Annotated in this window: 10 protein-coding genes; 1 reads left to right on the top strand and 9 read right to left on the bottom strand. The window is 40.0% G+C overall.

What is annotated here, in order from left to right:
• Positions 1–54: 54 nt before the first annotated feature.
• Positions 55–321, top strand: a complete 267-nt coding sequence (locus BLU33_RS05995) for a CHC2 zinc finger domain-containing protein (RefSeq protein ID WP_091370313.1) — start codon at positions 55–57, stop codon at positions 319–321.
• Here BLU33_RS05995 and BLU33_RS05990 read toward each other — a convergent pair.
• The 9 genes from BLU33_RS05990 to BLU33_RS05950 form a co-directional block, all read right to left on the bottom strand.
• Positions 316–2,097, bottom strand: coding sequence for a carbamoyltransferase family protein (locus BLU33_RS05990; protein WP_091370311.1), 1,782 nt, complete (start codon positions 2,095–2,097; stop codon positions 316–318). The genes BLU33_RS05995 and BLU33_RS05990 overlap by 6 nt on opposite strands.
• Before the next feature lie 2 nt (positions 2,098–2,099).
• Complete coding sequence (locus BLU33_RS25485) at positions 2,100–2,249, bottom strand: DUF5989 family protein (protein WP_091370309.1); 150 nt, start codon at positions 2,247–2,249, stop codon at positions 2,100–2,102.
• A gap of 7 nt (positions 2,250–2,256) precedes the next feature.
• A complete protein-coding gene (locus tag BLU33_RS05980; protein WP_157682063.1) occupies positions 2,257–2,634 on the bottom strand; it encodes an SxtJ family membrane protein in 378 nt (125 codons plus the stop codon).
• Position 2,635: 1 nt separating this feature from the next.
• Complete coding sequence (locus BLU33_RS05975) at positions 2,636–4,483, bottom strand: GDSL-type esterase/lipase family protein (protein ID WP_091370305.1); 1,848 nt, start codon at positions 4,481–4,483, stop codon at positions 2,636–2,638.
• 16 nt (positions 4,484–4,499) lie between these two features.
• A complete protein-coding gene (locus BLU33_RS05970; RefSeq protein WP_197684567.1) occupies positions 4,500–6,506 on the bottom strand; it encodes a glycoside hydrolase family 127 protein in 2,007 nt (668 codons plus the stop codon).
• 123 nt (positions 6,507–6,629) lie between these two features.
• Positions 6,630–8,258 carry a RagB/SusD family nutrient uptake outer membrane protein gene (locus BLU33_RS05965; protein ID WP_172829220.1) on the bottom strand — a complete coding sequence of 543 codons (1,629 nt, stop codon included), beginning with the start codon at positions 8,256–8,258 and terminating at the stop codon, positions 6,630–6,632.
• Positions 8,259–8,291: 33 nt separating this feature from the next.
• On the bottom strand, positions 8,292–11,621 hold the full coding sequence (locus BLU33_RS05960; protein WP_091370300.1) for a SusC/RagA family TonB-linked outer membrane protein: 3,330 nt from the start codon (positions 11,619–11,621) through the stop codon (positions 8,292–8,294).
• Positions 11,622–11,820: 199 nt separating this feature from the next.
• Positions 11,821–12,852, bottom strand: a complete 1,032-nt coding sequence (locus BLU33_RS05955; protein ID WP_091370297.1) for a FecR family protein — start codon at positions 12,850–12,852, stop codon at positions 11,821–11,823.
• Positions 12,853–13,073: 221 nt separating this feature from the next.
• Positions 13,074–13,652: an RNA polymerase sigma-70 factor gene (locus tag BLU33_RS05950; protein WP_091370295.1), complete on the bottom strand. Its 579-nt coding sequence runs from the start codon at positions 13,650–13,652 to the stop codon at positions 13,074–13,076.
• Positions 13,653–14,017: the final 365 nt, after the last annotated feature.

Below are 14,017 nucleotides of genomic sequence, written 5' to 3'. Positions count from 1 at the left end.
CGTTTTAACTATATCTTTTAGCTATTTGAACCGTATAATCTGTTTTTACATTATATGTCTTCTATAAATACCAACGTCTCTTCTGTTCAAATTAACGCCGACCTGGTTAAAATTGTATCCGGGTATGTATTGCTCCGGGAAAGCAGGAACGTATTAAAGGGTAATTGCCCCTTTCATCAGGATAATGCGGCTTCCTTTATGGTAGCACCGGCTAAAAATATCTTTAAATGTTTCGGGTGTGGTAAAGAAGGCGGCCCCTTGGAGTTTATGGTGTTGATAGAAACCAAGAACATAACAAAAATGCAGCAACCGCAACTATGAACTACTTTTTGTTATTATTAAATCTTCAAGCACCAATACATCCATGCCGGTTTGATTAAAACACGCCAAAGCCTCAACCGGGGTATTTACAATTGGCTCATCCATACGGTTAAATGAAGTATTTATAAGTAATGGATAATTGGTGAGTTCATAAAATGCATTAATCAGGTTATAAAAATCGGGATGGAGAGTTTTGTTAACGGTTTGTAAACGGGCAGAGTTATTTACGTGTGTTACGGCGGGTATAACTGACCGGACTATTTTTAACTTTTCGAATCCTGAGCGTTGCTCATCCTGATTAGAAAGTGGTAATCTACAATTTGGCTTAACATCAGCCACCACCAACATATAGGGGCTCGGCACATCTGTTTCAAAGAAATCAGCGGCATATTCCTCCAATATAGCGGGTGCAAAAGGCCTGAATGATTCCCTGAATTTTATTTTTTGATTGAGTATCGACTGCATGTCCGCATTGCGGGGGTCGGCAATTATACTGCGGGCACCCAGCGCCCTGGGGCCGAACTCCATTCGCCCTTTAAAATAACCCACCACTTTGCCGTCTGCTATATACCGGGCAATCGTTTTATAATAATCATCAGGTGCAGGTTCTTTAAATGCTATGCCATTGCTTATTAGTTGCTGTTTTATATCGGCTGTATTATAATGAGGGCCTAAAAGCGCGTTTTGCATTTTATCATGCGCTGTTTCATCCCTGCTATTGCCTAAATATTGATAATAAACTGCATATGCCGCTCCTAATGCGCCGCCAGCATCACCTGCCGCGGGTTGGATCCATATATTTTTAAAACCCGATTCTTTCAGGATCCTGCCATTTGCCACACAGTTTAAGGCAACACCACCTGCCATGCATAAATTCTCCAGCTTATACTCCTTGTATAAGGCAGTGGCTATTTTTAGCATTACCTGTTCGGCAACTGCCTGAATAGAGCAGGCTATATCCATATGGAACTGCGTAATTTCCTGTTGCTGGACGCGTGGCTTACTACCAAATAATTCATGAAATCGTGATGATGTCATAGTAAGGCCGGTGCAATAATTAAAGTATTGCATATCGAGCCAAAATGAGCCATCATCCTTTAAATCGATAAGGTTATTCAATATAACATCAACATAAACCGGCTTTCCGTAAGGCGCCAGGCCCATTACTTTGTATTCATCAACATTAACCTTAAAACCCAGGTAATAGGTAAAAGCTGAATACAATAAGCCTATAGAACTTGGGAAACGGATCTCCTTTACAAATTTAATATCATTTTTATTGCCGATGGCTACCGATGTTGTAGACCATTCCCCAACGCCATCGGCAGTAAGGATAACGGCATCATTAAAAGGAGATGGATAAAATGCCGAGGCCGCGTGCGACTGGTGATGGGTGGTAAATAACAACTCATTATTCCATTCGGCATCGATATTTTTCAGGGCTTTCCTTAAATTCCTTTTCAGGAACAGTTTTTCCGTTATCCATACCGGCATAGCTTTTAAAAACGATACGAAGCCATCAGGCGCAAAGGCAAAATAGGTTTCCAGCAGGCGTTCAAATTTTAAAAATGGCTTCTCATAAAAAACCACGTAGCCAACATCCTTTAATGTTATCCCGGCTTCGCGCAAACAGTATTTGATGGATTGCTCCGGAAAGCTATCATCATTTTTCTTACGGGTAAAACGCTCTTCCTGCACAGCAGCTATGATGTGATCATCTTTAAGCAAACAGGCTGCGCTATCATGAAAATAAGCGGATATACCCAGTATGTACATACCTAAAACAGCGAGTAAATAAAAGGCGCAAGCACCGATCCCTGGGCCAGGATAAGTAACAAGCCGAGTAGCAGGAAAAATATGACCAATGGCCATAACCACAGACGTTTCCGGGATTTAAGGAACAAGAAAAATTCGGCGATCACTTCCATCGTATTATTAAAATTGTTGTTTGAGGGAGCTATTTTCAGTAATGTTTACGGGCTGCCAGTAGCTATCCTTGTTCCTAACCTTTTTAAGGCCAAGTAAATTTTTATTTCCTAGCCTGCGTATAAAACCTATAGGCGTTATCAGCAGAAAAAAAACAATAAACAATATTACATGCGTATTAATAAAACCTAAAATATGGCCTATTTTATCCCACAATATACGTAAAGGGTTTAAAACCACTGGCACAAGCAGGGCCGATAATATCAATACGCCACCAATACAGCCAAAAACAATAAAGTAAGGATGATGAAAAACCAGCTTATAAGCACCTATGGCCAGGCAAGCCCCACCAACTATAAAACCAAATTTCCTATTCTCATCGCTCATATCATTGCGTTTGTTTGTATTTTGCAGCAGCCTCGTTAACACCTATTTTACTATAGTCCATGGCGATCTGCTCACGCAAATTTATATCATTTGACGCAACAGCCAACTTTTTTTCAAGATCGACAATCTCATTTACTATTAATAATAAACTATTAAGCTGTGGATTACTGCCAGGTATTTTCATGGCAGATCCGATATATGGAACAGCATCGCCCGGCCTGTCTGTTTTTAATAATACAAGGTACATATTTTCTGTATTAGTGAGCGAGGGGTCATTATCATACAATCGCTTAAAATAAAATATGGCATCAGCATAATTTCCCTGATCAAAACTTAAACGTGCAGCATATACCTGGTAAGTGGTATTTTGCGGATATTCGAGCATTACAGCCTCAACAGCTTTTAAGGCAGTGGCTTTGTCATTTGCTTTCATACTGTACTGAAACAATTGATTCATCGCGTCGAGCCAATTGATCCTGCCGGTTGATAACGCGCCTGCCAGCTGCTCTTCAACGGTATTTCCCCGTTTAAAATCAGCAGGGATAGGTTTATTAAAGGGCCAGCCTGTTTCCAGCATCATAATGGTGTAAGCGCCATTTAATGAATCGACCTTAGTTACCGGCATTTGCTTTAGCAATTGCTGAAACGACATTTCCTGTGCTGGCTTGGCATTAATAAGATGCGCGGTTTCTATAGCCTGATAAAACGCATCAGAAAGCAACGCGTAACCATAAAGGTTAGGATGCACATGTTCCAGTATAGTTTCATTTCCGAGGACCCCATTTGGTGAATGTTGTTCGAATACACTTTTTGTATCAACCAAATGAACATCATTATATTTTTGGCTGAGTTTTACAATGATCTGGTTCATGGCGTCAGGCGCCCTGAAACGCAGCATATCCAGTTCTTTTGCCTCATCGTACTGTTGTTTGGCTAATACGTATTTACCGGCTTTGTATGATGCATTGGCTAAATTGAACTGTTCATCAGCTGATTCGGATCTGCCTTGCTGGCTTATAAATGGTTTGATATCCTTTTCATTACTTACCAGGGTGCTTAAAAACATAGGGATCTTTTTATCCTGCATCAACCGGCAAAGTTCATCCATATTATCCTGAAACTGGGTGATCCCGGCCAGATAGGCTGGTGAACCATACGGAATTTGCTGCTTACCAGCCATCCTTTTCATCAGGTTGTCTCGCTGATCGATTCCTCCTGACGGTGTGGCTTTAAATTTATTGATGATATTATCAAACAACTGCACCAGCCGGAATTTGCGCAGGTAAAGCACCGTTTTAACTAAAAATCTGTTATTGGCAATATGGCTGGTTGAGCCTATACCCAAAGCACCATAATATTCATTATGACCGGTGTATACCAATACTGCATCAGGTTGATATTTTACTACCTCCTTACCAAAATCAAGCACCGTATAGGAGTTTACAGCGGTAAGGGAAACGTTAATTATCTCAAACTTTACATTGGGATAAGTATGCATTAAACGGTATTGCAGCCAGCGGTGAAATGATCCGTTATGAAAATACGGATACCCGGCAGTTGTTGATTCGCCCAAGACAAAGATCCTGCATGTGTTTGGTGCTTTTTCAATTTTAAATGGCTCAATGCTTCCTTTGGTGGCATTCGCGGTATCTGTAAAATAGCGCTCGGAGGCATACTTATTCATTACCCAATAATCAGTGTTATCCGGGTAAGGGATAAACAGGCTGGTATCATGTCCGTAATCAAAAACGCGTAAAAGCAATTCGGTAACTATTAAAATAATTAAGGGTATAACTACAGCAAAAGCCCTGAACCAGCTTAATTTTCGCTTTGATAACCGTTTTTCCATGTATTATAAATATCGCTTATTTAGCAACCAGTTCCTTTGCATTCACACTTTGCGGAAACCAAACCATCATTTCGCCCTTACCCCTGTTTGCCCATGAATAATAAGGAATAGCGGTAAATTCTGCTTTTTTAACCTTGCCGTATAAGCTATCTCTTTTCAGCACCTCAGCTTTTAATACCATTACGCCATTTAACAGATCGCCTTCATAAGTTGGTTTAAAAGTGGTATTACGCGGTATAATAACATTGCTCACTTTGCCTGAATTGTCCTTCCATTCGCCGCAATACATGATCGGGCCGCGCTGTAAAGCAACTTTATTGCTATCAACCTTTACAGCCTTGTTGGCTATTACTTCCTTAACGTCCATTGGTAAATTCAGTGTTATTTTATCACCTTTTTTCCATTGGTTATTAATAACCGCATAACCATTTTGCAGGATGTATTTTACAGGGCGACCATTAAGTTTGATGATGATATTTGATGGTGTTGTATTTTCAAAACTATACAGATCAGATGGTATTGCCTTTGCACGGCTCCAGCCTGGTATGCGCACCAGTACATTAAAGCGCGCAGGCATTTGCGGTTCAACATTAAGCGACAGCGCGCCACTCCATGGGTAATTATTAACCTGTGTGATCTTAACATTTTTATTATTCAGGCTGATATTTGCTGTACCTGCAATGAAGAGATTCACATATATGCTGTTACCTTTTTGCGCATAGATATAACCCGGCAATGACGGTAGAAAACGTACCATATTAGTCGGACAGCATGAACACTCAAACCATCCCGATCTGGTTGGCTCCATTGCGGGGTGCGTAAATCCATCGGTTATCTGCATGGCATTGGTGTAGAAGAATGATTTACCGTCCAACCCTACACCCGATATTAACCCGTTATAAAGCACTTTCTCCAGCACATCAATATATTTTGAATCGCCGTGCAATAAAAACATGCGCTGGTTCCAGAACACATCGCCTATGGCGGCGCAGGTTTCATTATATGCTGTAGCGTTCGGCAGCTCATAATCCGCGCCGAAACGCTCGCCGTTAGGTACAGCACCTATGCCACCCTGTACGTATATTTTTTTGCTGATCATGTTGTTCCAAATGCGGTCGATGGCATCTATATATTGCTTATCGCCGGTTAAAGCAGCAACATCAGCCATGCCTGAGTACAGGTACATAGCACGCACAGCATGCCCTTCGGCTTCATCCTGGTCAACAACCGGCTCATTATCCTGCCAATACATACCGTTTTTCCATTCATCATTAGCAGTCTTATCGTACTGGCGCTTGCCTCTTTCGTCAATAAAAAACTTGGCCAGGTCCAGATAATCCTTTTTGCCGGTTATACGATACAGGCGCACAAGGCCCATCTCTACAATTTCATGTCCGGGAGCTACGTGCCTTTTGCCGGGACCAAAGGTTTTCACCAGCAGGTCGGCATTTTTTAGCGCGATGTCTAAAAAATTCCTTTCGCCGGTTGCCAGATAATGCGCACTGGCGGCTTCAAACATATGGCCCGAATCATACAACTCATGGCTCAGCTCATTTTCCTTTACCCACCGCTCCGGGCCCGACCATGGGTGCGGGTGCAGGGGATCAATAGTACGGGCGGTATAAAGGTAACCATCAGGTTCCTGCGCCTTACCTACAATGGTGATAAGGGAATCAACGTAAGCGGCCAGTTTGGGATCAGGATGCACTGCCATTGAGTATGATGCACCTTCTATCGTTTTATAAATATCAGTGTCATCAAAAGGGAACTTGGTGCAAAATGCACCCTTTCTCGCGGCAGCCATTTCAAAATTCTTAACCCGGCCGGTATTCTCGCAGCGTGCAAACGATGCAGGTATAGTTACCGTGCGGTTGGTTTCAATCCGCGGCGACCAAAATTTATCGTCAAGTTTTACTTTTGTAAAGGTTACCGGCTGTATAGGGTAATCTTTTACCTGGGCGTTAACTGCACCGGCATACAATAGGGCTACAATTAGCAGATTTTTCATTTTCATATTCTTCATCAACCACTGTTTTAATAAAAGCTTAAAAACATAGGACAGTATACTGTCCTATGTTCAGAAATCATGTACTATGCTATAGTACTAACCAATTTATAAGTAACCAACTTACAAATATCTTTATTATTAATATCCTGTATTTTGTTTAAGGTTGCCATTTGTTTGAATTGCACTTGTTGGAATTGGCAATAAAGTTCTGTAAGTGCCATTTGGCGAATGTGATAACCAAGATTTTGTAGTAAATACGCCAAACCTGATCAAATCCTGCCTGCGGCGACCTTCCTGTGCAAACTCCCATCCTAACTCATCCAGCATCCTGCCATATTGTATATCGCTTACTACATCGTGCGTGGTTGCGAGGTGGTTCCTTAACCCATAATCATAAACAGTTGGCTGACTAAGCTGTGCTGCTGTAACCGTAGCTTTGGCTGGGTTGCTGGCAAAATCCCTCTGCCTAACCTGTGTAACCAGTGTTGCAGCCGTACCAGCATCACCTGATCTAAGTGAAGCTTCGGCTTTCATCATCAAAATATCAGCATACCTGAACAATGGAAAGTCGTTGCTCATACCTACCAGTTCGCCATTGGCAATCTGGTATTTACCAAGTCTGAAACCATGAACTTCTTCGGATGAATCTACTCCCGGAAGCTGATTTATGTAAGCCAGTGGCTTGCCTGTATAAGCACCTAATTGGCCAATCAGAATAGCTCCTGACGAACTATATTGCTGTCCTTGTATCCAATTGTCTGCCAATCTACTATCGTCAGCATCGAACGTACTGATAAATTGCGGGATAGCGCAAATACCACCCCATGGCGAGTTCTGGAAATTATAAGTAGCCTGGTTTTCGGGTTCCAATGTTTCCATGTGCAATGTCCAGGCTGTACTGCCATCAGCTGTATATACGTTATCAAAAGGTATAGAAAAAACAATCTCCTTTGAATTTTGATTTTCTGTTGCAAAAACGCTGGCCTGAACAGGTTCAAGGGTATATAAACCTGAATTAATAACCTGATTACAAGCAGTTATACAGTCGGCCCAGTCTGGTGTACCAGTGTATACACCCGCGTTTAAGTACATTTTAGCCAGTAAAGCATAACCGGCCCATTGATTAAACCTGCCATAGGTGGTTGCATCATTGGTAGCACTCAGAAGCGGTATATTTGTGGTCAGCTCAGAAATAATAAATGTATACACCTGTGCCCTTGTGCTTTGCGCCGGTAAAAATCCTGCCGGCACATCAAATTTGGTAATTATCGGCACGTTTCCAAAAAAATCGATCAACGCATAATAGAATGAGGCCCTCAGTACTTTTAATTCTGCCTCGACCTGAACTTTGGTTGCAGCCGTTACCGGAATTAACCCATCATCTATCTGATAAAGCAGGCGGTTACAATTGGTAATTCCCGCATAGGCATTTGTCCATATCTGGTAGCAGTTATCTTCATCTGCTGTCCATTTATGGTAATGCATACGCTGATAAACGCCACCATCTACCCAACCATTTGGTCGTTTGGGGATTACAGTTTCATCTGCTGATATTTCATTGGTCCGCCATATCGCGTTGGCGCTCCTGCCTAACTCTAAGGTTCGCCAATTGGTATATGGTACACCTACCAGGGCAGCAACATCACCCGGGCCCGGCGTAAACTGACTGGCCACGATGGTTGCATGATCTTTGTCATCCAATTTCGTACAGGAATAAAGCCCGCCAAGAATAATTATCCCACTAATTATAAAATATATCTTTTTCATCTTAATTGATATTTAGCTTTTGAATTTGGTTCATTAAAAATGAGCTGAAAACCCTAACGTAAAGGTCCTGACAGATGGGTAAGCATCACGGGATTCCACACCTGGAGAAAGTGCACTGCCACCAGTAAGCGGCACCTCCGGATCTGTTCCTTTATACCCGGTGATAGTGAATGTGTTTAATGTTGACACATACACCCTGATGTTGCGGATATATTTCGATTTCACCTGTTTGAAGGTATACCCTACATTGATATTATCGATTTTCCAAAAATCCCCGTTTTCTATATAGTAGCTATTAAACTCCTCCGGAATGTTTGAATTTAATACAGCTGTACCAAACACCTTATCCTGTGAGGAGGCTAAACGATTGTAGTTTTGCACGGATGTATTTTCATAATTCATCCTTAATGAATTTAATATCTGGAAATGGAAGGCACCACGCATAGTTACACTGAAATCCCAATTTTTATAATTTATGGTATTGTTCCATCCCGCATAATATTTTGGTAAACCATTACCAAGTACTTGTTTATCTGAGAAAGCGTGATTGAATTGATCGTAGGGAACATCCTTGCCATTTGGTTCCTGGTATATCCATTTCCCATCTGCTGATACCCCCACAACTTTAAACCCAAAAAACTGGCCTATTGGTTGCCCAACCTGTACAATATTGGTAGAGGTGGTTATAGGATCGCCCGTATTACCTGTTACAAAATACGGAACTGTTGCCTTGTACAAATCATTTGAAAGGCTGATCAGTTTATTTGAATTTGTTGAGAAGGTGAAACCACTGGTCCATTGGAAATCTTTCTGTCTGATTGGATTAACGTTAATTGCGACCTCGATACCCTTATTTTCCAATGTGCCCACATTAGCTTCGGTGTTGGGATATAAATTTGGAGGACTTGGCACCTGGTAATTATACAAAAGACCGGTAGTTTTGTTATCGTATACGTCTATAGTGCCATTTATCAGCCCCTTAAACATAACATAATCTAAACCAAGATTAGTTTCATGTTTTTGCTCCCACCTTAAATCTGGGTTGGCGTTCTGGCTTGGGCCCAGGGTTTGTATCCATTGTCCGTTATATAAAATATAATTTCCATAGCCCAGTAGGCCTACACCAAGGAAACCAGCAGCCGGCTGGTTGCCGGTAACACCGTAGCCTATGCGTAATTTCAGGTCATCAAAAATGTGCTGATCTGCCATAAAATCTTCTTTGGTGATCCTCCATCCGGCCTGTACTGAAGGAAATTTACCATAAGGTTCTTTTGCACCGTATAACTGGCTGGCACCATCAATACGCAAACTTGCCAATAACAGATATTTATCTTTGTAATTATAAGTAAACCTTCCAAAGTAGCTGATCAGATTTGTTTGATAACGTGAGCTTCCAATAACATCCAGGCCATTTTTTTGTGCTGCGCCCAGGCCTATATCATTATAGCCAAGTGAGGAATCGTCAGTTGGGAAATCATGATTGGTTATGCTTGAATTAAAGGTATCATCATCCTGGTACTCATAGCCTGCCAGCAATGCAAAATGATGATCACCCACTGCTTTTGAATATTCTGCAGAAAGGTTTAAATACCTGTCGATAGATTGCCCGCTAGCGGTACTTGCAACACCATTTTGAGCATCACGAATAGTTGATATATTTTGAAAATTGGCAAAATATTGGTTTAAATAACCACTCTTTTGATAAGAGCCTGTGGCTACTAAACGGAGCCCATCAACCGGTAAAATGGTGATGGTGGCGTTATATTTATCCCTATATGACGACTGTGGCTGATCCGTATTATAAATATCGGATACCGGGTTTTGGTATTCAAAATTATTGGGCTCCTGGTAATAGCTGCCATTAGGTTCTTTAACAGGTGCAGTTGGGTTCATTTTAAATACCTGTTCGTAATCATAGTAATTGAATGGCAGGTCATTAAAATTGGTTTGCAATAAACCCAGGTTGAATTTTAATTTACCATCTAGCATCGAGTGATTGATATCAACCCTACCTGTTATTTGCTGATGATTTGATTGCTGGAATATACCATTCAGGAAACGGTAATCGAGCGATGCCAGATAATTGGTTTGGTTATTGCCACCCCTAAAAGTTAAATTTTGAAGTTCTGATAATGGAAACTTATTTTCAATGGCTTTCATCCAGTCAGTTGAACTTCCTTTATCGTAAGACGAATCCCGTGTGCCCGCGGCTATTTGGTTCCGATAATCCTGAGCGGTAAGTAACTTGGGTGCCCTACTTATTTGTTGCGTACTAATACTACCATTATAACTAATTTCAGTAATACCTCCGTTAGAATGCTTTGTAGTAATAATAATAACACCATTCGATCCGTTTACACCGTAAATAGCTGTAGCTGATGCGTCTTTCAGAACCGAAATTTCAGCAATATCTTCCGGGGCAACCGTTAAAAGATCACCCGGAACACCATCCACAATTACAAGGGGTGCGGTATTAGCGCCACCAATTGTATTGATACCCCTTAAAATGATTTGTGACTGTGCGTTTGGATCGCCCGAAGGATTAGAAACAGAAAGCCCTGCTACTTTTCCTTTAAGAAGTGCTGCTGCATCTGTAACAGGACCTGAAACAAAATCCTTTGCCTGTACTGTTGCAACTGCGCTTGTAACATCTGATTTTCTTTGGCTACCATAACCAATTACAACCACTTCATTTAAATTGCTGGGTGTTCCTTTAAGCTGTATATTGATAGTACTTTGCCCATTGATTAATACTTCCTGTTGCACAAAACCAATAAATGAAAAAATAAGGGTTGCGCCCGCATCAGGGGTACTTAGTGAATATTCACCCTTAATATTGGTTTGTGTGCCTAATGATGTACCCTTAATTTTAACGGTGACACCCGGCAAAGGCATATTTTCCTCATCGGTTACTTTACCTGTTACGGTTTTTGTATTATTATCGGCAGGCACAGTAGCATCTGTTTGCGGAGTTTTCTGTTCCGTTTCATTTACCGGTTGATTAATTTTACTCAATACAATCCGGTCGCCTATATAGGCAAAGGCAATTCCCCTGGGCTGCAAAATTGCGGTAAGTATTTCGCCTAAAGTTTGCTGCTTTGCATCAATAGCTACATCTTCTTCTCCGGCTACTAAGCTTTTAGGGTATACAAATTTCAGACTCGCTTCTTTCTCTAATTGTTTCAGGGCTGTGCCAAGGCTGGTGCTGTGAATATTTACATCAAAGCGTTGCTGTAAAACAGCCTGCCCTTTGCTGGTTGTAGCATATGACATCCCTGTAAAAATGAGTATTATTACTATCTGACTAAAAGTGATTTTCATGATCTTACACCAGTCAAAATGATTTTGTAAATAAATTTTCATAAATTTAAATCGTTTATTTTTTGTTAAAAAAAGAGACAAAAAGACCCGTTCACCTTATTTTAAGGCGTTCTATCACGGGTTTCAAAAGGTTTAGGAGTGTCATCAGCACTCCTATTCTTTTTCCAAGAAATTGGAGGATTGGGTTTAGGGTTTTTCCATATCGTTCATCATTTAATTAGGCCTGTTATTTATAATTGGGTTATCTATTACTTACCAGAACAAATTCGCTACCATTAATTGCATAGTTTACGTTCATCGTGTTTTTCAGCATTTCCATAATTGCCGGTAAACTCTCATCTGTAAAATCAGCATTTAAGTAATCGGCATTAATTTTCTTATCTGCCGACCAAATATGAACTTTGAATTTTTTATTGAGCACCTTAAATACATCCGCCATAGGCGTATTATCAAAAGATACATTTGTCTTTTTCCAGATATTTATAGTAGTATCCTTTATTTCGGTATTCTTTTTTAATGTATTTAATTTTGTATCGTAAATGGCCTCCTGGTTAGGCGTCAGCATAACTTCCTGTACCGGATTAGTTTGAACCGGGCTGCTTAGATCAGTTGTCGCACGGTTTACTTTATAAATACTTACTGAAACCTTACCGGTAACCACATCAACTTTGGGAATATCGTTTTTATAAGATCTGATGCGGAAACTTGTACCCCATACCTTGGTTGTTATTTTTCCGCTATAAATTGAAAAGGGCCTACTATGATCTTTGGTTACCTCAAAAAAAGCCTCGCCGCTTAGCGCAACCTGTCGGCTGTGCTTATCAAATACCTTTAAATAAGTTAGTTGCGAATTGGGGCTTAACCATACCTTACTCCCATCAGAAAGTACCATTTTGTGAATGGTGTTTGTCATATTGTTAATGACTAACTCCTCCTTATCTTCCACAGGAGAAATACGCGGCATTTTGCTTTTGAGAAAAAACGCAATTAAAAGTATAGCGGCAGCACTGCTAATAAAATATAGTAGGGAGCGGTAAAATTTTGTTCTCTTTAAATTAATTACATTATCAGCTTCGGTCTTTTTAATATTTTCCCTGATATTATTCAACATCAGATCCTTGAATAACTCTTTTTCCAGATCCGGCAGATCAGAAATATCATCCTCATCATGTTCAAATGAATTGTACCATGAGTTTATTTCGGCAATTTCATTTTCATTGCAATCACCTTTGAAATATTTTTCCAAAATATCTGCCGATAGTTTCTTTTTCATTAAGGGCAATTTGAACGAAGTTTAATTATGGTTTATATAATGATGTAACTTAAAAAGGCGCTATCCCCTACTGCTTGAAAAAATAATTTATAAAATCTTTAAGTAGCCTCTACTGCTAAGTTTAAAAACTTGCGGGAAACCTGTTTGCGTATATAGTTACTAAATGTGTGGATGGCACCGGCGTATGAGTACAGCGAATACCTGCTTATGGTTTATAAAACCTAACGAAAGAAAAAGAAAAGCAAAAGGATTGACGTATTAACATTTACCCTCAAATACCTGAGCGCTTTGGTTAAATGATTTTCTACTGTTTTTTCAGATATATCCAGCAGTTTAGCTATTTCTTTATTCGATTTGTATTGATTGCGGCTAAGTTCAAAAACCGAACGGCATTTAGGGGGTAACTGCTCAACACCACTATTAATGCTTTCCATCAGCTCTTTATAAGTAACATACTCTTCTGTTGGATTGTGCGAGCTATTGTTGGCCATCAATAATAATTCACAATAGTCGGCTCTTACATTTTCTGCCCGCTTATAGTTTAACACTGAATATTTAATAGCGGAAAACAGATAACCCTGAAGCGAGGAATGTATTTTGAGTTGTGCCCTGTTGACCCAGAAACTGGTAAAGAAATCCTGCACAATTTCCTGAGCGGCTTCCCTTTCTTTTAACCGGTTATACGCAGCAGAATAAAGTTTAAGCCAATACCTGTTATATATCTCTTCAAAAGCTGCAATATCGCCCAGTTCGAAAAGTTCGATCAATCTCTCATCCGGAAGATCATGCAATTTCATCATTTTATATGAGGTGAAACCATTATCAATGCCTGATCAGCAAAAACAATGTGCTTAAACTTTCTAAATATTGTCACATTAATTTAACTGTTTAATAAACAATTAAATTGCATTATATAATTATTACAAAGCCATCTTAATAATTGAAGAATTTTCAGCCTGATAATTACCAATTAACAGCTATTACACATCTTCAATTCATAAAGTCGGCCTACCTAATATTTCATAAAATATTCAAAATTGAATTTATGCAGACATTCATTAATGCCTGCGTAGGTTATAATTAGCGCTAATCTAAAAGATTTTTTTCAAAAACAAATAAATAATTGTAATAACAACACCAATAATATTTGGTTTGCGTTTTTATT

Origin of the sequence: Mucilaginibacter mallensis, assembly GCF_900105165.1 — a bacterium.
GTDB lineage: Bacteria > Bacteroidota > Bacteroidia > Sphingobacteriales > Sphingobacteriaceae > Mucilaginibacter > Mucilaginibacter mallensis.
This window is presented reverse-complemented; position numbering and strand designations above follow the sequence as displayed.

Coding starts and splice junctions, on each gene's coding strand:
- BLU33_RS05950 (WP_091370295.1), bottom strand. CDS start 13,652: ATGATGAAATTGCATGATCTTCCGGATGAGAGATTGATCGAACTTTTC.
- BLU33_RS05990 (WP_091370311.1), bottom strand. CDS start 2,097: ATGTACATACTGGGTATATCCGCTTATTTTCATGATAGCGCAGCCTGT.
- BLU33_RS05980 (WP_157682063.1), bottom strand. CDS start 2,634: ATGAGCGATGAGAATAGGAAATTTGGTTTTATAGTTGGTGGGGCTTGC.
- BLU33_RS25485 (WP_091370309.1), bottom strand. CDS start 2,249: ATGGAAGTGATCGCCGAATTTTTCTTGTTCCTTAAATCCCGGAAACGT.
- BLU33_RS05965 (WP_172829220.1), bottom strand. CDS start 8,258: ATGAAAAAGATATATTTTATAATTAGTGGGATAATTATTCTTGGCGGG.
- BLU33_RS05960 (WP_091370300.1), bottom strand. CDS start 11,621: ATGAAAATTTATTTACAAAATCATTTTGACTGGTGTAAGATCATGAAA.
- BLU33_RS05955 (WP_091370297.1), bottom strand. CDS start 12,852: ATGAAAAAGAAACTATCGGCAGATATTTTGGAAAAATATTTCAAAGGT.
- BLU33_RS05995 (WP_091370313.1), top strand. CDS start 55: ATGTCTTCTATAAATACCAACGTCTCTTCTGTTCAAATTAACGCCGAC.
- BLU33_RS05975 (WP_091370305.1), bottom strand. CDS start 4,483: ATGGAAAAACGGTTATCAAAGCGAAAATTAAGCTGGTTCAGGGCTTTT.
- BLU33_RS05970 (WP_197684567.1), bottom strand. CDS start 6,506: ATGAAGAATATGAAAATGAAAAATCTGCTAATTGTAGCCCTATTGTAT.